At 73.2% G+C, this 23,138-nt stretch carries 7 protein-coding genes and 1 CRISPR repeat array (1 of these 8 cut by a window edge); of the genes, 4 read left to right on the forward strand and 3 right to left on the reverse strand.

Features of this window, described 5'->3' with window-relative positions; genetic code table 11:
• Positions 1–248 precede the first annotated feature (248 nt).
• The 3 genes from ACGFRB_RS25010 to ACGFRB_RS25020 all read right to left on the reverse strand — a co-directional run bounded on the left by ACGFRB_RS25010 (position 249) and on the right by ACGFRB_RS25020 (position 5,310).
• A complete protein-coding gene (locus ACGFRB_RS25010) occupies positions 249–2,837 on the reverse strand; it encodes an ATP-binding protein (protein ID WP_393246098.1) in 2,589 nt (862 codons plus the stop codon).
• 190 nt (positions 2,838–3,027) lie between these two features.
• Positions 3,028–3,240: a hypothetical protein gene (locus ACGFRB_RS25015; protein WP_393246100.1), complete on the reverse strand. Its 213-nt coding sequence runs from the start codon at positions 3,238–3,240 to the stop codon at positions 3,028–3,030.
• Between the two features lie 690 nt (positions 3,241–3,930).
• Positions 3,931–5,310: an MFS transporter gene (locus tag ACGFRB_RS25020; RefSeq protein WP_393246102.1), complete on the reverse strand. Its 1,380-nt coding sequence runs from the start codon at positions 5,308–5,310 to the stop codon at positions 3,931–3,933.
• A gap of 528 nt (positions 5,311–5,838) precedes the next feature.
• On the opposite strand from ACGFRB_RS25020, the gene ACGFRB_RS25025 reads away from it, so the two are divergent.
• The 4 genes from ACGFRB_RS25025 to ACGFRB_RS25040 all read left to right on the forward strand — a co-directional run bounded on the left by ACGFRB_RS25025 (position 5,839) and on the right by ACGFRB_RS25040 (position 22,129).
• Positions 5,839–8,961, forward strand: a complete 3,123-nt coding sequence (locus ACGFRB_RS25025) for an amino acid adenylation domain-containing protein (protein ID WP_393246104.1) — start codon at positions 5,839–5,841, stop codon at positions 8,959–8,961.
• A gap of 62 nt (positions 8,962–9,023) precedes the next feature.
• Positions 9,024–10,082: a MupA/Atu3671 family FMN-dependent luciferase-like monooxygenase gene (locus ACGFRB_RS25030; RefSeq protein WP_393246106.1), complete on the forward strand. Its 1,059-nt coding sequence runs from the start codon at positions 9,024–9,026 to the stop codon at positions 10,080–10,082.
• A 72-nt stretch (positions 10,083–10,154) separates the two neighbouring features.
• Complete coding sequence (locus ACGFRB_RS25035) at positions 10,155–18,209, forward strand: amino acid adenylation domain-containing protein (protein ID WP_393246108.1); 8,055 nt, start codon at positions 10,155–10,157, stop codon at positions 18,207–18,209.
• Entirely contained in the window at positions 18,206–22,129 is a 3,924-nt protein-coding gene (locus ACGFRB_RS25040) for an amino acid adenylation domain-containing protein (protein WP_393246110.1), read from the forward strand. Before ACGFRB_RS25035 ends, ACGFRB_RS25040 begins: the two co-directional genes overlap by 4 nt.
• Before the next feature lie 749 nt (positions 22,130–22,878).
• Positions 22,879–23,138: direct repeats of the CRISPR family, unit length 29 nt; unit sequence GTCCTCCCCGCCAGCGCGGGGGTGTTCCG; it runs 258 nt beyond the window's last position.

Consider the following 23,138-nt stretch of genomic DNA (forward strand, 5'->3'; position numbering starts at 1 on the left):
GGTGCCCGTTCCGGTCGACCAGGCCGGACGACAAGGAGTCTCGGGCCGCCCGCGCCGGGCCGGCTACGCGGCTCGGCCGTCCCGGACAGTCCCGGACGCCCCGGTGGCCGTTCCACCCGGCCGGCCGGCGTGTTCGCAGCCGTCGTCCCGGATCGTCCCGAACTCCCCCGTGTCCCCGTGTCCCCGCGGCAATCAGCCGGCCGGGTTCCGCGGTCCTCGTCCTCGTGTCCGGCCGGGCGGTACCCGGCTCAGCCGTTCCGGGCCGCCCGCGCCGCCTCGGCCGCCTCGCGTGCCCGAGCCGCGTCCGCGTGGTCACCGGCCAGCTCATGGGCCCGCGCCAGGGTGTCGAGGCCGGTGGCCAGCCATGACCGGGCCCCGATACGCCGCCACAGGCCCACGGCGGCCTCGGCACGACGGCGGGCCTGCTCCGGCCGGCCGGCCGCCAACTGCGCCTCCGCGAGCGCGTACAGCGTGGCCGCCTCCCCCCAGAGATTGCCGAACTCGCGATACGTCCACAGGCTCCGGGCCAGCATGCGGCGGCCTTCGAGCGGGGCCCCGCAGCGGACGAGGACGTCCCCGAGCCAGCAGGTCGCGTGGGTGGCACTGAGCCGGTCGCCTAGTTCCTCGCTGATCGCGGCGGCAGGCCGGAAACAGTCGACGGCGGAAGTGTGGTCGCCGGCAGCGCGGTGTCCCTGGCCCAGGCAGCGCAGGGCCTGTGCCTCACCGGGCCGATAGCCCGCGTCACGGCTCACCCGCAGACATTCGGCGAAGCGCTCCATGGCGGCGTCGACCCGGCCGTGCTCCAGATCGATGACGCCGATGCCGTTGGTCGCGTACACGAGACAGTTCGCGTTGCCGGCCACCCGGGCCAGTTCGGCGGCCTCCTCGAAGCGCGTCACGGCCTCGTCGTACTGGCCGAGGAGCCGGTGCACGTACGCCAGCCCTGCCGTCGCGCCGGCCCGGTAGGACGGCCCCAGCCCCTCTGCCAGGAGCAGGGCCCGCTCGAAGTGGGTCAGAGCCTCCGGATAGCGGTCGAGGATGGTGGTGAGTTCGCCGAGGCAGCGGTGCAGCTGGGAGGCGCTGCGCTTGTCGTCGACGTGCAGCGCCGCCTTCAGCGCCCGTTCCTGCAGGCGTTCCCAGTCGTCGAAGTGACTGCCGACCTGGAAGAGCGTCGTCAACGCCGTGGCCAGTCCGGCCGCCGGTGCCACGTCCACCCGGTCCAGCGCCTGGTCCGCGACGCTGATGAGGAACTGGCGCTCCTCGGTGAACCAGTCCAGGGGAGCGGCGAGCAGCAGGTCCGTGTCCGCGGGCGACGGGCGCCAGGAGACCAGATCGGTCTGGGAGACGCCTTGGAAGTCGACGCTGAGGGTGTCCGCGGCGAGGTCGGCGAGATGCAGGCTCGCGCCGAGGAGCCGGGCGAGGGCCTCGTCGTGCTCCCGCCGCTCCACCTCGCTCCGCGCCCGCTCGCGGCCGAGTGCCCTTACCAGATCGTGCAGTTGGTAGCGGAAGCCCGTCGTGCCGACGGCCCGGACTCCGACGAGATGGACCTCCAGCAGGTCGTCCAGCAGGCTCTCCGCTTCGGCCAGGCCGACGCCCAGCAGGGCGGCCAGGGCCCAGGCCCCGAATTCGGCCATGGGCAGGATCGAGAGCAGACACAGGGCGTGCCGTGCCGCCGGAGCCATTCCCCGGTAGGTCAGTTCGAGGCTCGCTCGCACGGCGATGTGTCCGACGGCCAGTTCGTCGAGCTTGCGCTGCTCGTCGACGAGGGCACGGGCGACCTTCGCCAGCGGCCAGTGCGGCCTCGCCGCCAGCCGGGCCCCCGCGACCCACACGGCGAGGGGAAGTCCCCCGCAGGTGTCGACGATGGAGAGTGCCGACGCGGACTCCGTGTCCATCCGGTCGGATCCCAGCATCTCGCGCAGGAGGGCCAGGCCGGTCGCGGAGTCGAGTACGCCGAGGGGAAGCCGGTGCCCGCTCATGTCCGCCAGCGTGGTCCGGCTGGTGACGACGACGGCGCAGCGCGCGCCGTTGGGGAGCAGGTCGCTCACCTGCCGCGCGGCGGCCGCGTTGTCCAGCACGATCAGCATCCGGCGGCGGGCCAGCAGGGTGCGGTACAGATGGACGCGGCCGGTCATCTCGGGAGGCATGACGCCGCCGTGCACGCCGAGCGCGCGGAGGAACGCCCCCAGCACCGTGAACGGTTCGGCCGGCCCCTCGTCGAACCCCCGGAGATCCACATACAGTTGGCCGTCCGGGAAGCGGGCGGCCAGCAGGTGCCCCACGCGGATGGCGAAGGCCGTCTTGCCGATGCCTGCGGGGCCGGTGATCAACAGGGTCACCGGCCCCGGGCCCTCCCGGTCCATCAGCCGGTACGCGGTGCTCAACTCGTCGTGGCGCCCCACGAACAGGGTCTGGTCCGCCGGGAGCAGGCAGGGCGTGAGCTGCCGTGCGGCCGCCCCGCCCTCGGTCTCGGTCTCGGTCTCGTCACCGCGCTCGGCCATCCGGTCCGGCGGCGCGGAAGGCGGCCAGGGCGCGCTCCCGGGTCCCGCGGCGTTCTCCCGCCGGGCCAGCGCCGCGCGCGCCTCCACCCAGTTCCGTACCGTCGACGGGTCACCGCCGCACGCCCGGATCAGCGCCGCCACCACGTCCGGCCTGGGCAGCGCGCCCCGGCTGAGCGCACTCGCCACCGTACTCACGGGCAGATGGTCGCCGGCCTTGCGGGCCGCGCTCTCCAACGCCCGGTAGGAGAGACCGGACCGGTTCTTCGCGACACGCAGCAGGGCGACGAACTCGGCGACGGTCCGGGCGCTGCCGGGCAGGGGTAACGGCGTAGTCACAAGGGGACAGGCTACTCATTCAGGAGAACCCGACCAGCCTGCGAAATCGGCCAGATGTGTGTCCGCCCGTCGCTCCGGCCGGCGACAGCGGCGGGAGTACCGGTGCGCGCAGTGGCGGCCGGGGCCGCGACCGGACGCGCACCGGTTTCCGGTCCACCGCCCCCTCCCCCGTGTGCGGCGGCGGACGGTCTCAGCAGCAGTGGACCATGTCCGCGAGGATCCTCCCGGAGTCGTGCGCCCTGGCCGGTACCGTGTGCGGTGCCACTCGTTCCGCCAGGGCCGTGACCGATCCGGCGACCCGCGAGACAGCGGCCGCGGGTGCGGACGTCCGTACCGCCACCGGAAGAAGCACCGTGGCGACCGCCGCGGCGACCGCCACAGCGGCGGCCGATCCATTGCGCATCTCTTCCCTCCGTTTTCTCGGGTCCGGGCACCGCCCGCCCCGGGTCCGGAGACGTCGAAGTGAGCGTCTCCGCTGGGCCCGACCATCGCGAAGCCGACGGCGCGGGGCAAGAGCGCGTCCCTGTCCCGTACGGCGACCGGTCCGTCCGCGCAGGTCAGCGTCTTGTTCCGAACCTGTCCCGGACCCGTCCCGGACAGCTGTCGGCAAGGCCGGCTCGCCCCGCCCCGGCCGGGCTCCCCGGTGGCATGGGTGCCGATCGGCGTTCCCCCGACGCCGCATCGGTCGGCACCCCCTGCCGGGGACCCGCCGGAAGGAGTCATTCCGGTAAGTCAGGCTAGGCGTACCCAAGCCCGGCAAGGGGACGGTGGGCACAGGGAGAAGACAACGCAGATGCGGGGCGGGCTCGGGCAGTGTCCGCCCCGCGACCGTCCCGGGGTGACAGGACGGCGAGACCGCGAGACGGTGGCACCGGTGTCATCCGGAGAAGCGGCCCGGCCATGTGACCGGAAAGGACGCCTTCTGCGGGCCGAATGCATTCCGGGTAAGCCTGGTTTCTGCCACCGCTGTCACACGGTGGCGTCGTCCGCCGCCATTCGTCTTCGCGGCACTCTCGCCGACCGGCCATTCGGCACCGCTTGTCCGGCGACTCTTCGAGCGTTTTCCGGCACCGGCGATTTTTGGCCGGAATTCTCAAGTGTCGGTGTCTCCGCCGCGGCCGTTCCCACTGTTCTCGGCGTGTGTGCCGTTCTCGGTGTGCTTGCCGTTCTCGCCGGTCTCGTCCCCGAGGGCGGAAGAGGAAGCGGAAGCGGAAACAACCGGAAGGTCACGCAGACCGCGCAACGGCCCCACGAGCAGGAATCCGCCGGCGGCCACCAGTGCGGCCGTCACCACCCACATCGCGGAGCGGGCGCCGAAGAGCACGGCGAGGGATCCGCCCACGAGGGCGCCGAGCGGAATCGTGCTGTAGTTCAGGAACAGGGTAGTCGCGGTGACCCGCCCCAGCAGCCCGGCCGGGCAGTACGCCTGACGGAAGCTGACGATGACGACGTTGCAGGCCACGACCCCGGCGAACAGGACGACCGTTCCGACCACGAAGAACGCCAGCCTCGGGCCGGGAGCGGCGAGCGCGGCGAGCAGTCCGAAGGGCGAAGCGGTGAACTGGACGACCAGCAGGGCACGCGCCGTACCCAGCCGCCGGGCCAGCCGGCCGGCCGCCAGACCGCCGAGCACTCCGCCGAGTCCACCGCACGACACGAGCCAGCCGAGCAGGTCGGAGCCGACGCCGACGGTCCGTACGAGAAAGACGATCTGGACGGCCTGGAGGCCGGCCATCGCCAGATTGACCGCCGCGCCGAAGCCGGTGACGGCCCGTACCCACGCGTCGCCGACGACGAAGCGCAGCCCTTCGGAGATCTCGCGCGCCAGCCGGCGCCGGGGTGCCGGCGCGGGGCGCGGCCCGTCGGTGCGGATGAACGCGAGGCAGACCGACGACACCACGAAGGAGGCCGCGTCGAGCAGCAGTCCGGGCACGCTGCCCAGGCCCTGGGCGATCAGTCCGCCGAGGCCGGGGCCCGCCACCCTGGCGCCTTGTTCCCCTGCCTGCAGTTGGGCGTTGCGGCCCATCAGGTCGCTCGCGGGAACCAGCCGGGGTAAGTAGGCCGAGTAGGCGGTGGAGAAGAAGACCGAGGCGCAACCGGAGATCAGGGCGGTCCCGAGGACGTGTCCGATGGTCAAGGCCCCCAGCCACCAGGCGGCGGGCACGCTCACGAACACCGCCGCGGAGACGGCGTTGCACACGAGCATCACCCGGCGCGGCGCGAGCCGGTCGACCCACGCGCCGGCCGGCAGTCCGATGACCAGCCACGGCAGCCACGGGGCGGCGGTGAGCAGGCCCATCGTGAACGGCGAGGCGTGCAGGGTAGTGACGGCCACCAGCGGCAGCAGGACCGAGGTGACGCTGGTTCCGAGCTTGCTGGTGGTCTCGCCGACGAGCAGCAACCGGAAGTTCCGGTGGGGGCGTCGGCCCTGGACTGTCGCCGGCGGTGCGGCAGTGGGCGCGGCGGATTCCACGGCGGCCTCCGGACTTCGATGACCCGACGGTTATTCGATCTGCCGCAGAGTACGTGCGGGGGCGGCCAGTTCGGGGCTGGATCGTACAAGAGCATCGTCCGGGAAACCAGAGTGGCCATTTCCCGCCGGTGCCGCTTACTCTCGACCACGCCATTGCCAACGAACCATGCCTCGTGGGAAGGTCGAGCCCGGATGATCAATCAGCCCGAGAATGAATCCGGTCAATTCCTCTCCCTTGCCAATGCCGAGGGCCCGTACTCCTCCCGGCCCTTGGAATTCGCAATTCCGACCCGGAGGGACCCGGTATTCGGACCGGATGCGCGGGCGGCGCGTCCCCCGCGCGCGGAGCACGCCCGGACCGGTACGCGGCCGGTCCGCCCGGGCACCGCGAGGGGCGCGGCCCGGAACCGTCCGCGCTGAGGCGCCGCGACGGACCCGGCTCTTCCCGCTCCCTTCCTCCCTCCCCTCCCTGACGCCTGTCCGACACCCCGCACCGACGCCGCCCTCTTCCCGTGCAAGGAGATGTCCGTGGTCACCAGCGCGCTCGATCTCCCCACGCGCTTCCCGCGGGACGCGGCCCGGCCGCTGCTCGACCTCTTCGAGGAGCGGGCCAGGACCGCCCCGGCCGCCACGGCCCTGGTGTTCGGTGAGGACACGGTCTCGTACGCGGATCTCGACGCCCGCGCGAACCGGCTGGCCCATGTGCTGGCCGCGCGGGGCGTGGGGCCGGAGACGGTGGTCGCCTCGGCGCTCGGCCGCTCGGTGGAGCTGGTCGTCGCGGTGCTGGCGGTGATGAAGGCGGGCGCCGCCCACCTTCCGGTGGACCCCGGCTACCCGGCGCGGCGGATCGCCCACATCCTGGCCGACGCCGCCCCGGCCCTGCTCCTCGCCGATTCCGGGACGGCCTTGCCGGCCGGTCTCGCGGTCGCCCGCAGCGATGTGGACGGCCCGGAGACCGGCGCCGCGCTGCGGGACGCTCCGGTGTCGCATCCGCCGGGCGGCGCCCGGCGCGCGCTGGGCGATCTGCCCGCGTACGTCGTGTACACCTCGGGGTCCACCGGCCTGCCCAAGGGTGTGGTCGTCACCCGCTCCGGTCTGGCCCGGCTGGCCGCCCATCAGCGCGACACGCTCGCGGTGGAGGAGGGCGATCGCGTCCTGCAGTTCGCCCCGGCCGGCTTCGACGCGTTCTTCTGGGAGCTGGCGATGGCGCTGTCCGCGGGGGCCGCGCTCGTCCTCGCGCCCGCCCGCAGCCTGCTGCCGGGGCCCGGTCTGTGCCGTCTGGCCGAGGAACGGCGGATCACGCACGCGACCCTGCCTCCGTCGGTGCTGCGGGTCCTGCCGTCCGGCGCTCTGCCGGGCGTACGCGTACTGGTCGCCGCGGGCGAGGCCCTGGACGCGGAACAGCGGCGGCGGTGGGCGCCGGGCCGGACGCTGATCAACGCGTACGGGCCGACGGAGACCACGGTGTGCGCCACCATGAGCCGACCCCTGACGCCGCGTGCCGTCACACCCCCTATCGGCGGGGCGATCCGGGGCGCACGGGTCCATGTCCTCGGCGCCGATCTGCGGCCGGTGCCGGACGGCGTGGTGGGCGAGCTGTACGTCGCCGGGGCGGGCCTGGCGCGCGGCTATCTCGGCCGGCCCGGTCTGACGGCGGAGCGCTTCGTGGCGGACCCGTACGGCCCGGCCGGGACCCGGCTCTACCGCACGGGCGATCTGGTACGCCGGAACACCTCGGGCGAACTGGAGTTCGCCGGTCGTGCGGACGATCAGATCAAGGTGCGCGGCCACCGGATCGAGCCCGGGGAGATCGAGGCACGGCTGGCCGGTCACCCCGGCGTGTCGGCCGCCGCGGTGGCGGTGCGCGAGGGCCCGGACGGCGACCGAAAACTCGTCGCCTATGTCCGCCGTGAGCCCGCCGGGGCGGACGCGAGCGCCGGCCGCCCAAGCGACGCGGACCGTGTCGCCGACTGGCGGCGCGTCCACGACGCCGTTCCGGCCGAGGCCGAATCGGCGCCGTTCGGCGAGGACTTCAGCGGGTGGACCAGCGGCTACGACGGCAGCACACTGCCACTGGAACAGCTGCGGGAGTGGCGCGACGAGACGGTCCGGAGCATCCGCGCGCTCCGGCCCCGGCGCATTCTCGAACTGGGAGTGGGCAGCGGTCTGTTGCTGTCGCGTCTCGCCCCTCGGACGGAAACCTACTGGGGGCTCGACCTCTCGCCCCGTGTGATCGAGCGGCTGCGGCGGCAGGTGGACGAGCGGCCGGACCTCACCGGCCGGGTCGTCCTGGACAGCCGGCCGGCCGACGACCAGGAGGGCGTACCGCGCGGGTACTTCGATGTCGTCGTCCTCAACTCCGTGGTGCAGTACTTCCCCAGCGGGCACTATCTCGCACGGGTTCTGGACCTCGCCGCCGCGGCCCTGGCACCCGGCGGCGCGGTGTTCGTCGGCGACGTCCGCCACCTGGGCCTCGCGGACGTCTTCCACGGCGCGGCGGCGGCCCGCTCCCAGGGTGCGCCCCCCGGTGGTGAGGAGCACCGCCGGGTGGTGGCGCACCGGAGGGCCACCGAGCCGGAACTGCTGGTGGATCCGGAGTACTTCCGGTCGCTGACGGTCGCACCGGCGGGCCGCGAGCCGCACTTCACCGCCTGCGACGTACGTCTGAAGCGGGGCTCCCACCACAGCGAGCTGACGCGCTACCGCTACGACGTCGTTCTGCGCCGCGCCGACGGGGCGCCCGCGCGGGGCGGTACGGTGCGCGAGCTGTCGTGGGGTGCCGACGTCCACACACTGGACGGTCTCGCCGACACTCTGCGGGACCACCACGCGCACGACACGGATTGCGTCCACGGCTCGGATCCCGTCCGGGTCACCGGGGTGCCCAACGCGCGCCTCGCCGAGGATCTGCGTCTGTCGGGCGGGGCGCCGGGCACCGGTCCTGATCCGGAGGAGCTGGCCCGGCTCGGCGAACGGCTGGGCTGCCGGGTCGCCCTGCGCTGGTCCGCGACGGCGGGACCGGCCCATGTCGACGCCGAATTCTGCTTCGGGGAGCGGGACTTCCCTTCCGAGTCCCCCTCCGGACCGGCGGGGGATCCCGAGCGCCATGTCAACGTGCCCTTCGCCGCGACCGGCGACACGGACCTCCTCGCTTCGGTCGCCGCGTGGGCGTCCGCGCACCTCCCCGGGTACATGGTGCCGTCCACGATCGTCGCCCTGGAGGAGTTCCCGCTGACCGCGCACGGCAAGCTCGACCGGGCCGCACTGCCCGCGCCGCGCACCGCCCCGCGCGGCACCGGCCGCCCGCCCCAAACGCCGCAGGAGGCCGCGCTGTGCCGGATGTACGCGGAGGTTCTGGGACTGGCCGCGACGGCCGGTTCGGCGACCATCGCGACGGCTGAACCGGGCGCGGCGGGACCCGGCGCGACAGCGGGCGAGACGTACCCGGTGGGGATGGACGACGACTTCTTCGCCCTCGGCGGACATTCGCTGCTCGTCACCCGGCTGGTGAGCCGTATCCGCGCCGAGCTGGGAGTGGAGGTCCAGGTGGGGACGGTCTTCGACGCGCCCACTGTGGCCGCCCTCGCGTCCCGGCTCGCCGGAGCCCGCACGGCGCGCCCGGCCCTGCGGAGGATGCCTCGCCCCGACTGACGGCGGCTCGGGCCCGCGACACCGACCGGATCACGTACGACCAAGGTCATCGAAGGAATCCGATGGACTTCAGCCTCTTCTACTTCGCCGACGACAGCACACCGGACGGGGACGCCGGACGGTACGAACTCCTTCTCGAAGGAGCCCGGTTCGCCGACCGGAACGGATTCCGCGCGGTCTGGACGCCCGAACGGCACTTCCACCCCTTCGGCGGGCTCTACCCGAACCCGTCCGTGGCCGCCGCGGCCCTGGCGATGATCACGAACACCGTGGCCCTGCGCGCCGGGAGCGTCGTCGCGCCCCTCCACCATCCGCTGCGGATCGCGGAGGAGTGGTCGGTGGTGGACAACCTCTCGGGCGGGCGCGTCGGGGTGTCCCTCGCCTCCGGCTGGCACCCGGTGGACTTCGCGCTGAGCCGGGTTCCGTACCCGGACCGCAAGCGCGTACTGGCCCAGAGCATCGGGCAGTTGCGCGCGCTGTGGCGAGGGGACGGCCTCGATGTGGTGGACGGCAACGGCGCTCCGGCGACCGTACGGGTCTTCCCGCCGCCGGTGCAGCGGGAGCTCCCGCTCTGGGTGACCAGCGCGGGGGACACGGAGACCTTCCGTACGGCCGCGGTCGCGCGGGCCGGGGTCCTCACCCATCTGCTGCACCAGGACGTCGACGAGCTGGCCGCGAAGATCGCCGCGTACCGGAGGACGGCGCGCGAGACCCACGACGGCTGGGACGGCCATGTCGTCCTGATGCTGCACACCTTCCTCGGCACCGACCGGGACGAGGTGCGCGCCACCGTCGACGGACCGCTGCGCGCGTATCTCAAGAGTTCGGCCCATCTCCTCGCCCGCTCGTTCGGCGCCCTCGACCCGGACTTCGACATCGACGCGCTGGAGGACGAGGACCTGGACTTCCTCGTCGACCAGTCCTTCGACACCTACTTCGAGCAGCGGGGCCTGTTCGGGACGGTGGAGCGGGCGAGGGAGACGGTCGAGCGGCTGCGGGGCGTCGGTGTGGACGAGATCGCCTGCCTCGTCGACTTCGGCATCGACACCAAGACCGTCCTGGACGGGCTGCGCCATCTGAACGCCCTTCGCGAGGCGTCCGAAGCGCACCGGCCCGCGTGACCCGAGCAAGCCGGACGACCCGATTGACCCGAGCACCCCGAGCAACCGAGTGACCCGAGAGGCCGAGACCACGTGATCCCTCTGTCGTTTTCGCAGCTGCGGTTCTGGTTCCAGGGCGAGATGGACCGCGGAGGCGAGTCGCCCAACACGTCGATGACGCTCCGGCTGACGGGCCGGCTGGACGCGACGGCGATGCGCGACGCGCTGCGGGACGTGGTGACGCGGCACGAGAGCCTGCGCACCGTCTTCACCGTCACGGCGGGAGTGCCCGAGCAGCGGATCCTTTCGGACGTGACGGTCGAACTGCCCGTACGGCAGGTCACGGAGGAGGACGTCGAGGCGGCCGTGGCCGACACGACCGGTCGGGTCTTCGATCTGGAGCACGAAATCCCGCTGCGGGCCGTCCTACTCGCCCTGGGACCCGAGCGTCATGTACTGGCGATCACCGTGCACCACATCGCCTTCGACGGCTGGTCGATCGCCCCGTTCCTCCGCGACCTCTCGCACGCCTACGCCTCCCGGCTCACCGGCCGGTCGCCCGAGCGGGAGGAACTACCCTTCCAGTACGCGGACTTCACTCTGTGGCAGCGGGAGGGGCTGGGCACTGCCGAGGATCCGGACAGTCTTCTCGCCGAGCAACTGGCCCACTGGACCCGGGCGCTCGCCGACGCACCGGCCGAACTCCCCCTCCCGCTCGACCGGCCGCGCCGCTCCACCGCCGTCCACCGGGCCGGCACCGTCCCCTTCCGGCTGCCCCCCGACGACTTCCGGCTGCTCACCCGGCTCGCCCGCCGGCACGGCGCCAGCACCTTCATGGTCCTGCACGCGGCGCTCGCCGGGCTCCTCTCCCGGCTCGGCGCGGGCACCGACATCCTGGTCGGCAGCCCGGTCGCGGGGCGCACCGACGTCGGTCTCGACGACCTCGTCGGCTGTTTCGTCAACACCGTCGTCATCCGTACGGACACCTCGGGCGACCCCGACTTCCACGAACTGGTCCGGCAGACCCGGACGAACGTCGTGGCGGCTCTGGACCACCAGGACGTGCCGTTCGAGCAGGTCGTGGAAGCCGTCAACCCCGCGCGGTCGGCGGCCCGCCACCCGCTCTTCCACGTGGTGCTGAGCCTCCAGAACAACGCGGGCGCCGCCGTAAGCCTGCCGCGCCTCGACACCCGGCTGCTCGACTACACCCACCGGACGGTCGCGTACGACCTGCTCCTCGACGTCACGGAGACCGACGGGGCGCTGAGCGGCGCCCTGGCCTATCCCCTCGATCTCTTCGACCACGCCACCGCCGAGCGGCTGGCCCGCTGCTTCACCGCCTTCCTGACCCAGGCGGTGACCACGCCGGAGCGGCCGGTCGGCCGGCTCGAACTCCTCTCCGCCGAAGAGCGCCGCACGACGCTGGAGAGCTGGAACGGCCCCGGCACAACGCTCCCCGCCGAGTCCGTCCCGGAACTGTTCCGGCGGCGTGCGGCCGCCCGCCCCGGCGACACCGCCGTGATCTGCGGCGACACCCGGCTCACCTACGCCGGCCTCGACGCCCGGTCCGACCGTCTCGCCGGCCGGCTGCGCCGCGCCGGCGCGGGTCCGGAGCAGTTGGTCGCCGTCGCCATGAACCGCTCGGCCGACCTGGTCGTCGCCCTGCTCGCCGTACTGAAGACGGGGGCCGCCTATCTGCCCCTGGATCCGCGCAACCCGGACGAGCGGCAGCGCGCGGTCCTTCAGGAGGCACGGCCCTGTCTGCTGCTGACGGACGCGGCCACGCGAGAGCGGGCCGAGCGCCTCGCGGGCGCGCCGCACGGCCTTCCGCTGGTCCCCGCCGAGGAACCGGGTCCGGACGGTCTCGGCTCGGACGCCGCCGGGCTGGAGGACGCTGCGGACGGTTCGCCCACCGACGAGAACGGTCAGGCGGACATCACCGGCGACCGGGCCGCGTACGCGATGTACACCTCCGGCTCCACCGGCCGCCCCAAGGGCGTTCTGGTGACCCACCGGAACATCGTCGCGCTCGCCGCCGATCCCTGCTGGGCGAAGGACGGCGGTCATACGCGGGTGCTGACCCACTCGCCGCACTCCTTCGACGCCTCGACGTACGAGCTGTGGGTGCCGCTGCTCGGCGGCGGCACGGTCGTGGTGGTGCCGGCCGGGGACTCCTCGCCCGAGGCACTGGTGCGGGCCGCGGCCGAGGGCGGTGCGACGAGTGCGTTCCTCACCACCGCGCTCTTCAATGTGCTGGTCGCGGACAAGAGCCCGGTGCTCGGGCTGCTCGGGCAGGTCTGGACGGGAGGCGAGCAGCCGTCGGCCGGGGCCGTACGGCGGATGCTGAGGGAATTCCCCGGCACCGCGCTCACCCATGTGTACGGGCCGACCGAGAACACGACGTTCACCACCTTCAGCCGCCTGGCCCCCACCTGGGCCGGTGCCGAGGAGAGGGCCCGCGAGGCGGACGGCGGCAAGCCGCCGATCGGCCGGCCCATGGCGAACACCCGGGCGTACGTGCTGGACGAACGCTTCCAGCCGGTGCCGGTGGGAGTGCCCGGCGAGCTGTACCTCGCGGGCGCCGGCCTGGCGCGCGGCTATCTCGGCCGCCCGGATCTCACCTCGGGGCGGTTCGTCGCCGACCCGTACGGTCCGCCCGGCACCCGTATGTACCGCACGGGCGATGTGGTGCGGTGGACCGCCGACGGCGAACTCGACTTCCTCGCCCGTGCCGACGACCAGGTGAAGATACGCGGCTTTCGCATCGAACCCCGCGAGATCGAGGCCGTGTTGGAGCGCCACCCGGGCGTCGGCCGCGCCGCCGTCCTGGTCCGCGAGGACCGGCCTGGGGAACGCGGCCTCGTGGCCTACGCCGTTCCGGCCGCGGGTGTGGCCGGCGATGCCGCCACGGGCGCCGTCGGCGACCTCGCGGCCGAACTGGCCGCACACGCCCGACGGGCCCTGCCCGATTACATGGTCCCCTTCGTGGTCGTGCTCCCCGACGGCCTTCCCCTCACGCCGCACGGCAAGATCGACCGCGCGGCCCTGCCCGTCCCCCCGGCGAGCCCCGGCTCCCGCCCGCCCGGCACACCCGCCGAGCGGCTGCTGTGCGACCTGTTCGCCGAGGTCCTCGGAGTCCCGGTGGTCGGCGCGGACGACGACTTCTTCGCCCTCGGCGGGCACTCCCTGCTGGCCATCCGGCTGGCCAACCGGCTGCGCGAGGAACTGGATGCCGGGATCGGGCTGCGGGCGGTCTTCGAGTCGCCGACGCCCGCCGGCCTCGCCGAGCGATTCGGGGGCGGGAGCGCGGGAGACGGCGACTCCGCGCTGCGGCCCCGGCCGCGCGGGGACGTACTGCCGCCTTCCTTCTCCCAGTTGCGGTTCTGGCTTCAGGGCGAGATGGCGCAGGACGCGGCCTCGCACTCCATCACCATCGCCCTGCGGCTGACGGGTCCGCTGGACACCGGGGCGCTGTCGGCGGCCCTGCGGGACGTGGTGGGGCGGCACGAGAGTCTGCGGACCGTGTTCCCGGTCACCGATGGGTCTCCTCGCCAACGTGTCCTGGAGCCGGGGGATTTCGATGTCGAGCTCCCGGTGAGGGAGGTGGCGTCATCGGACATGGCGGCGGCGGTGGCCGCCGCCTCGGACCACGCGTTCGATCTGGCGCGCGAGACACCCCTGCGGGCCGAACTCCTCTCCTGCGCGCCCAAGGAGCACGTCCTCGCGGTCACGATCCACCACATCGCCTTCGACGGCTGGTCCGCCACTCCCCTTCTGCGGGACCTCTCCCGGGCCTATGCCGCCCGGCTGCGGGGGCAAGCCCCGGAGTTCACCGAACTGCCCGTTCAATACGGTGACTTCACCTTGTGGCAGCGCGAGAGTCTCGGACGGCCCGAGGACCCTGACAGCGCCTTCACCCACCGGCTCGCCCACTGGACCCGTACGCTGGCCGACGCCCCCGACGACACCCCGCTGCCCGCCGACCGGCCGCGCCCCGCCGCCGCCACCCAGCGCGCCGGCACGGTGCCGTTCCATCTCGCTCCCGAGGACCACGCGCGGCTCGCCGCGCTGGCGCAGCGGCACGGCGCGAGCCTGTTCATGGTGCTGCACGCGGCCCTGGCCGCCCTGTTGCGGCAGCTCGGCGCGGGGACGGACATCCTCGTCGGCAGCCCGGTCGCCGGGCGCACCGACAGCGGACTCGACAACCTCGTCGGCTGCTTCGTGAACACCGTGGTGGTGCGCACCGACCTCTCCGGCGATCCGGACTTCGGCGCACTGATCGACCGCGTCCGGGACACGGTCCTCGCCGCGCTGGAGCACCAGGACGTCCCCTTCGAGCACGTCGTGGACGCCGTCGCCCCGGCCCGGTCGGCGGCCCGGCACCCGCTCTTCCAGGTGATGCTGAGTCTGCAGAACAACGCGACCGGTGCCGTGGAACTGCCGGGCCTGCGCGTCGACATGCCGTACGGCGGCCGGTACCGGACCGCCCCCTTCGATCTGCTCTTCGACCTCACCGAGTCCGGCGGGGGTCTGGACGGCACCCTGGTCTACGCCTGGGACCGGTTCGACCCCGCGACGGCCGAACGGCTCGCCGGATACTTCACCCGCCTGCTCGCCGACGCGGCCGCTCATCCGTCGCGCCGGACAGGGCAGTTGGACATCCTGCCCTCCTCCGAGCGGCACACCCTTCTCGCCGAGTGGAGCGGTGCGGCGGCGAATGCGACGAAGCCCCTCGGCTCGGCACCCCTGTGGTTCCGGGAGCAGGCCGCCCGGACGCCCGACGCCACGGCGGTGTTCCACGGGGCGGACCGGATCAGCTACGGCGAACTCGACGCACGGGTGGACCGGTTGGCCGGGCATCTGCGCGGGCTCGGCGCCGGGCCGGAGCGGCTGATCGCCGTCGCCATGAACCGCACCCCCGATCTCCTGGTCGCGCTCCTCGCCGTGCACCGGACCGGCGCCGCGTACCTCCCGCTCGACCCGCACCACCCCCGGGAGCGGGTGACGGGGGTGCTTTCCGAGGCCGCGCCGCTCCTGGTGCTCTCGGACCGTGCCACCCGCACCGCGCTCGGTGCCGACGACTGGATCGCCCTGGACGAGCCAGGGTTCGCGGCCGCGCTCGCCGCCGGGACGGCCGGTGCCGCGTCCCCCCGGGGCCCGGTCCCTGATCCGGTCCCGGGTCCGGGCCGTCCGGATGAGGAGGTCCCCGCCGACGCCACCGCGTACGTCCTCTACACGTCCGGCTCGACGGGCCGGCCCAAGGGGGTCGCCGTCACCCACGGCAACCTCGCCCATCTGCTCGCCGCCATGGGCGGCCGGCTGCCGCTGAAACCCGCCGACCGGCTGCTCGCGGTGACGACCGTCGCCTTCGACATCGCCCACCTCGAACTCCTGCTGCCCCTGCTCGGCGGCGCCGCGGTCGTCCTCGCCTCTCCCGAGGAGGTGCGCGAGCCGCACGCCCTCGGCCGGCTGATCGAGCGGTACGAGGTCACCGCCGTCCAGGCGACGCCCTCCCTGTGGTCCGGCCTCGTCGCCGAGATCCCCGACGCGATCCGTGGGCTGCGCGTACTCGTCGGCGGCGAGGCGCTGCCGCCCTCCCTGGCCGGCTCGCTCGTCTCCCTGGCCTCCGAGGTCACCCACGTCTACGGCCCCACCGAGACGACCATCTGGTCCCTCGCCGCCCAGGTCGGTCCGCGCGACGCCGCGCACCCGCCGCTCGGCTCCCCACTGGGCGCCACCCGGGCGTACGTCCTGAACGAGGCGCTGCGACCGGTGCCCCCGGGGGTGCCCGGCGAGCTGTACCTGGGAGGCCCGGGGCTGGCCCGGGGCTACCTCGGCCGCCCGGGGCAGACCGCCGAGCGGTTCGTCGCCGACCCGTACGGTCCGCCGGGCGCCCGCCTGTACCGGACCGGCGACCTGGTCCGGTGGACCGCCGAAGGGAAGCTCCACTTCCTCGGCCGCACCGACGACCAGGTGAAACTGCGCGGCTTCCGCATCGAACCCCGGGAGATCGAGGCGGCCTTGGACCGGCACCACCGGGTGGTGCGCAGCGCCGTCGTGGTGCGCGAGGACCGTCCGGGCGAGCGCCGGCTCGTCGCCTACGCCGCACCCGCCCGGGTGCCCGGCGCCACCAGGCCCCCGGCCTCCCCGACCACCCCGGACCCCGGCCCGGAGCGGGACTCCGAGCCCGCCGCCGAGCCGGACTCCGCACTCGCCTCCGCACTCGTCGAGTGGGCGCGGCGGACACTGCCGCCGTACATGGTCCCGGCCGTCGTCGTCCTCCCCGGCGGGCTGCCGCTCACCCCCAACGGAAAGCTCGACCGGTCCGCGCTGCCCGCCCCGCAGACGTCCGCGCCCCCGGCCCGCAGGACCCGGGAGCCGGAGACCCCCGCCGAGAAGCTGCTCTGCGAGCTGTTCGCGGCCGTGCTCGGCCGGCCCGAAGTCGGTGTCGAGGACGACTTCTTCGACCTCGGCGGCGACAGCATCGTGTCGATCCGGCTGGTGTCCCGGGCCCGTTCACGTGGTCTGGGTCTGTCCACCCGGGACGTCTTCCGGTACCGGACCGTCGCCGAGCTGGCCGCCCACGCCAAGGTACGGCCCCCCAAGGCGGGCGCGAAGGCAGGAGCGAAGGCGGGGACGGCCGCGGCAGGCGCCCCGCCCGGGGAAGCGCCGAACGGCGAAGCACCTTTCAGCGAGATGCCCTCCGAGGAGGTGCCGCTCACCCCGATCGTCCACTGGCAGCGCGAACGGGGCGGCCCCGTCGACGGTTTCCACCAGTCCGTGCTCGTGCGGACCCCGTCGGACCTGTCCCTGGCGCGGCTGCGCGCGCTCCTCCAGTCGCTGCTCGACCGGCACGACGCGTTGCGGATACGGCTGACGCGCGGCCCCGCCTGGCGCCTGGAGGTCCTGCCGCGCGGCGCGGTCGACGCGGCCGGCCGGATCGTACGGATCGACACGGCGGGCCTCGCCACCGAGAAGCTCGCGGACCTGGTCCGCACCGAGGCGGACGCGGCCCGGCGCCGACTGGCCCCCGGCGACGGGAACATGGTCCAGGCGGTGTGGTTCGACGCGGGGCCGGGAAGCTCCGGCAGGCTGCTACTGATGATCAACCACCTTGTGGTGGACGGTGTTTCCTGGCGAATCCTCCTGGAGGAGCTGCGCACGGGCGTCTCCCCCTGCACGGTGGAACCGGACTTCACACCGGTGTCGTTCGCCGGCTGGGGACGGCGGCTGGAGCGCGAGGCACGCGGGCGCGCGGGCGAACTCCCCTTCTGGCTCGGGCTCGTCGAGGGGGCGGCCGATCTCGTCCCCGGCGCGGATCTCGTGGCCGCCCGTGATGTCGAGGGATCGAAGCGCATGGTCACCCAGGTGCTTCCGGCCGACCGGACGGAGCCGCTTCTGACCCGGGTGCCCGCGCGGCTCGGCGTCGGTGTGAACGCGGTGCTGCTCGGCGCGCTGAGCACGGCGGCGGGGCGCTGGCGTTCGGCGCGCGCCGCCGCTCCCGTGGGCGCTTCCGCGGGCGCGTTCGCGGGCTCCTTCACGGGCTCGTCTTCCGGCCTCCCCGCCGACCCAGAACCCGAGGGCACACTGTCCCGCCGTGACGCGCCTTTCCTTGTGGACGTGGAAGGGCACGGCCGTGAGGAGATCGCCGACGGCCTCGATCTGTCCTCGACCGTGGGCTGGTTCACCAGCATGTTCCCCGTACGGCTCCCGGGGCGGCCGGACGATCCGCGCGGCACCGTACGGGCCTTGGACGGCCAGCTCGGGAGCATGCCGGACAAGGGAATCGGCTTCGGCCTGCTGCGTCATCTGAACGCGGAGTCCGCCCCGGTGCTCGGGGCGGGGCCCCGGGCACAGATCCTGTTCAACTACCTGGGACGGTTCGACCGGCCGGACGAGGCCGACTGGGGTCTGGCGCCGGAAGCCGGCGCGGTCGCCGGTGGCGGCGACCCGGAGATGCCCCTGACGCACCTCCTGGAGGTGTCCGTGATCGTCCACGACCGCGGGGACGGGCCGGAACTCCATGTCACCTGGGCGTACCCGGAGGCCTTGCTGGCCCGGTCGCGGGTGGAGGAGCTGGCCGACGCCTGGTTCGAGGCCCTGGAGACCCTGACCGCTTGTACCGGCGAACCGGGAGAGACGGCGTGACCGCAAGCCCAGACCGTATCCACGAGCCCTCGCACGAGCCCGCCCGTGAGCCCGCTCACGAGCGCGCCGACGACCGGACCCATGGGCCGACGTCGAAGCCGGCGCCGCTCCAGCAAGGGCTGTTCTTCCACACGGCGTTCGACGCGGACGGCCAGGACATCTACACCATCCAGTTGGCGCTGGACTTCGAGGGACCGGTCGACCCCGGGCTGCTGCGGGAGGTCTGCCAGGCGCTCCTGGACCGGCACGACAGCCTGCGTTCGAGGTTCCGTACGGACGCGTCGGGCGCGCCCGTACGGTTCGTCCCGCACCGGGTCCCGGTGGACTGGCGGACGGCCGACCTCTCCCAGACCGCGCCCGAGGACCAGGAGACGGAGGCCGCGCGGCTGGTCGAGGAGGAGCGCCAAAGACGTTTCGACACCGCCCGGCCGCCGCTGATCCGCTTCCTGCTGATCCGTCTGGACGAGGCCCGCTGGCGCTTCGTCCTGACGAACCATCACATCATCCTGGACGGCTGGTCCACCTCGATCCTGCTCGACGAGCTGTTCCGGCTGTACGAGGCCGGGTCGGGCGTCGCGGCGACGGACGTGCTGCCGGCGGCCCCCTCGTACACCGACTATCTGGACTGGCTCGGCGAGGTCGATCCACAGTGGTCCCAGGACGCCTGGGCGGAGGCACTGGCGGGGATCGAGGGGCCGACGCTGGTGGCTCCGCGGGCGCCGGGCTCGGGCACGGTGGTGCCCGAGCGGGTGCTGCGTACCCTGTCCGCCTCGTCCACCGCCGCTCTGACGGACCGGGCCCGGGAGGCGGGGGTCACGCTCGGCACGGCGATGCAGACGGCCTGGGGTCTGCTGTTGCGTCAACTGACGGGGCAGACCGATGTGTTGTTCGGGACGACGGTGTCGGGGCGGGGCGCCGAGGTCGACGGTGTCGAGTCGATGGTCGGGCTGCTCATCAACACCATTCCGGCCCGGGTGCGGATCGACCCGAGGGACACCCTGCTCGATCTCCTCGAACGGGTCCAGGACGAACAGCTCGACCTGTTCGAGCACCACCATGTCGGGCTCACGGAGATCCAGCAACAGGCGGGATTCGGCGCCCTGTTCGACACCACGACGGTCTTCGACAACTATCCGATGGGTTCGGGCGAGCGCCGGCTCGGCGAGGCGCTCCTCGTCGGCGTCACGGGGTTCGACGCCACTCACTATCCGCTGTCCCTGATCTGCACACCGGCCGAGGAGTTGGGCATCCGGCTCGACTTCCGGCCCGATCTGCTCGCACGCGGGACGGTGGAGGACATCGCCGAGCGGTTCGCGCGGATCCTGACGGCGATCGCCGAGGATCCGCACCGCCCGGTCGCCGCTTTGCCGGTCCTCTCCGCCGGTGAGCGACGACAGGTGCTGGAGGAGTGGAACGCCACGGCCCGCCCGGTGGCACCGGCCACGCTGCCCTCCCTGATAGCGGAACAAGCCGCCCGTACGCCGCACCGCCCCGCCCTCGTGTACCAGGGGCGGACCTTCGACTACGCCGAGCTCGACCGCCGGGCGAACCGTCTGGCGCGCGTCCTGCTGGCCGAGGGCGCCGGACCGGAGACGCGGGTGGCCCTGGCCCTGCCGAGGACGCCGGAGATGGTCGTCGCCCTGCTCGCCGTCCTCAAGACCGGCGCCGCCTATGTACCGGTCGACGTGCGCTACCCGGCCGACCGGGTGGCGCGGATGCTCGGCGACGCGCGGCCCCGGCTCGCGGTGGTCACGAAAGCGAGCAGGAACGTACTGCCGGAAGGTTCGGTCGCGCTCGTCCTCGACGACCCCGCCGTGACGCGACGGGTCGAGGAGCAGCCGAACGCTGGCGTCGCGGACGCGGAACGCCCGGTCCCGCTTCTCCCCCGACACCCCGCCTATGTCATCTACACCTCGGGCACCACCGGCATCCCCAAGGGCGTGGTCGTCGAGCACGCGAACGCCGTCAACTTCGTGGCGACCGTGGAGGACCACTTCGGCGCCGACGGCATGGCACGGGTCCTGGCGTCCACCTCGCTCAGCTTCGACGTGTCGGTCTTCGAGATCGTCACCACGCTGGCGCTCGGCGGCCGGCTGGAGCTGGTCGACGACCTGTTCACCCTGATCGAACGGGACGGCTGGGAGGGCAGCCTGGTCAGCGGCGTGCCCTCGGCTATGGCGAGCATGCTGGCCGGCGGAACCCTCGACGTGTCGGCAGGGCACGTGGTGCTCGGCGGGGAGGCGGTGCCGCGTGCCCTGCTAAGCGAACTGCGGGAGCGGGTGCCCGGCTGCGCGGTCACCAACATCTACGGTCCCACCGAGGCCACCACGTACTCGACCTGGTGGCGCAGCGGCGAGACGGACCCCGACGGCGATCCGCCGATCGGCCGGCCGGTGCCCAACTCCCGGATGTACGTGCTGGATCCCTGGCTCCAGCCGGTCGCGGTGGGACAGCCGGGCGAGCTGTACATCGCCGGCGCGGGCGTCACCCGCGGCTATCTGAACCGGCCGGTGCCGACCTCCGAGCGCTTCGTGGCCTGCCCGTTCGGTGAGCCCGGCGGCCGGATGTACCGCACGGGCGACCAGGTGCGGTGGCGGGCCGACGGCCAACTGGAGTATCTGGGGCGGTTCGACAGCCAGGTCAAGGTCCGCGGCTTCCGGATCGAACTCGGCGACGTGGAGACGGCCCTGCTGCGGCACACGGACGTGGGGCAGGCCGTCGCGGTCGTCCGGGAGGACCGCGCGGGCGACCGCAGACTGGTCGCGTACGTGGTGGCCGCACCCGGGACCGTGCTCGACGGCGCCGAGCTGCGGCGCTCCACCCGCGCCACTCTGCCGGACCACATGGTGCCGTCGGCGGTCGTGCCGCTGGAGCGGTTCCCGCTGATGCCGAACGGCAAGCTGGACCGCGCGGCCCTGCCCGCCCCCACGTACGACACGGCGGCCCGGCGGGAGACGGCCCACGCGCACGAGGAGCCGCTGTGCGCGCTGTTCGCCGAAGTGCTCGGCGTGGACCGGGTCGGCCCAGACGACGGCTTCTTCGACCTGGGCGGGCATTCCCTCCTCGCGACCCGGCTGGTGAGCCGGGTCCGCGCGGTCCTCGGCACCGAACTGTCCGTCCGCGCGCTCTTCGAGGCCCCGACCCCGGCGGCCCTCGCCCGCCGGTTCGACGGCGAGAGCGACGGCTCCGGCCTGGACGTCCTCCTGCCCCTGCGCACAGGCGGACGCCTGCGCCCGCTGTTCGCCGTGCACGCGGCCAGCGGCCTCGCCTGGCCGTACGCCCGCCTCCTGCCCCACCTCGCCCCGGACGTCCCGCTCTACGGCCTCCAGTCCCCGAGCCTCACCGACCCCGAGGGCGGCGCACGCAAACCCGGCGACCTGGTGCGGGAGTACGCCCGGCGGATCCTGGAGGTCCAACCGGAGGGCCCCTACCGCCTCCTCGGCTGGTCGGTCGGCGGAACCCTCGCCTACGCGGTGGCCGCGGAACTGGTGGAGACGGGACACACGGTGGAGTTCGTGGCCCTGCTCGACTCCTACCCTGCTCCCGACACTCTCCCCGGCTGGGAGGAGACCCACCGGCACGTTGCCGGATCGGCCGGGTTCACGGCGGAGGGGACACCACCGGAGCAGATCTCCCTGCTCGGCGAGCGGGTGGTGGAAGGGTCGCGGCTCGCGGTGCGCTCGGCGGTGGACGCCCTGCGCACTCCCCCGCCGCGCACCCAGGGCGTGGACATACTCCACTTCCGTGCCGCCACGGACGCCGCGAACGCGGATCCGAAAGCCTGGCAGGCCCTCGGCGGCGGCCGGCTCTCGACGGTCGACGTCCCTTGCGGCCACTACGAAATGCTGGACCCGGCCCCGCTGGTGGCGATCGGGGAGACGCTGTCGGAGTGGGCGACGGGAGGACGGGAGGGGCTGTGAGCGGAGCGGCGGCGCGGGCCGGGAGAGACCAGGCCGCGCTGCCGCCGCGCTGGGCTGGAAGGGCCCCGGGTCGGCGGGGAGAACTAGGCCGGGTTTTGAAAGTGGTGGACGATGGGGTCGACCGCGTACCGATCGAAAGAAGCCTCGTGGTTGACCCCATGCTCAAGCACGCCCTGCGCCATCTCCGTTCTGTGAAGTCGCAGAAGCCGTCCGATGCGGACTCCGTCGAGTTCGGTGACTGGCGGGAGAGGATCGCTGGAGCTTTGGACGCGCTGGCCTGTGTGCTGGTCTTCGAGGAGGATCGTGCCAGGGCCAGAGCAGAGGCAGCAGCGGCCCGGAAACAGGCCGCAGAGGTTCGACGCCGAGGCGCGATCGGGGCTAGCGAGTGCTGATACTGCGGGCAGCCATCCAGATGGTGAGGTCGCGGGCGATGTCAACGACTCGTCCGGTGCGTCATTCCTGGGCAACACGACTGCCTCCTCCACCGCTGCGTCCGGCCTCGGCACGCCTCCGCTCAGCGGGGCCGACGCGCTCCCTGGATCCAAGCACCGGCCACTGACACGCCAACCAAAGACGGGCATGACAGAGGCACATGAGGAGCGGCTGCATCCTCCGACAGCACCGTTCCGAACAGCCGTCGGGTGTCCCCGCCTTGGATAGGGTGGACCTATGCAGCTACGCGAGTACGTCCCCATTCCCCCTTCGTCAAAGAACGAGCAAAGCCACTCTTGAGTCGCAGGTCAGGAAGGGTCCTCCCCGCCAGCGCGGGGGTGTTCCGCGCGGACAGGTACCCGGTCTGCGCGGGAGTGTGTCCTCCCCGCCAGCGCGGGGGTGTTCCGACCCGGTTGACGGCGTCCGAGCCCTTCTTCGTGTCCTCCCCGCCAGCGCGGGGGTGTTCCGGTGTGGCGCGGGGTCGATCCTGCCGATCGTGTGTCCTCCCCGCCAGCGCGGGGGTGTTCCGGCCGACGACGTACACGACCAGATGGTGGAGGTGTCCTCCCCGCCAGCG

This window comes from Streptomyces sp. NPDC048718, assembly GCF_043198875.1.
Taxonomy (GTDB): domain Bacteria; phylum Actinomycetota; class Actinomycetes; order Streptomycetales; family Streptomycetaceae; genus Streptomyces.

Excerpts from the sequence above, each read along its gene's own strand:
- ACGFRB_RS25015 (WP_393246100.1), bottom strand. The coding sequence starts at position 3,240 with ATGCGCAATGGATCGGCCGCCGCTGTGGCGGTCGCCGCGGCGGTCGCC.
- ACGFRB_RS25030 (WP_393246106.1), top strand. The coding sequence starts at position 9,024 with ATGGACTTCAGCCTCTTCTACTTCGCCGACGACAGCACACCGGACGGG.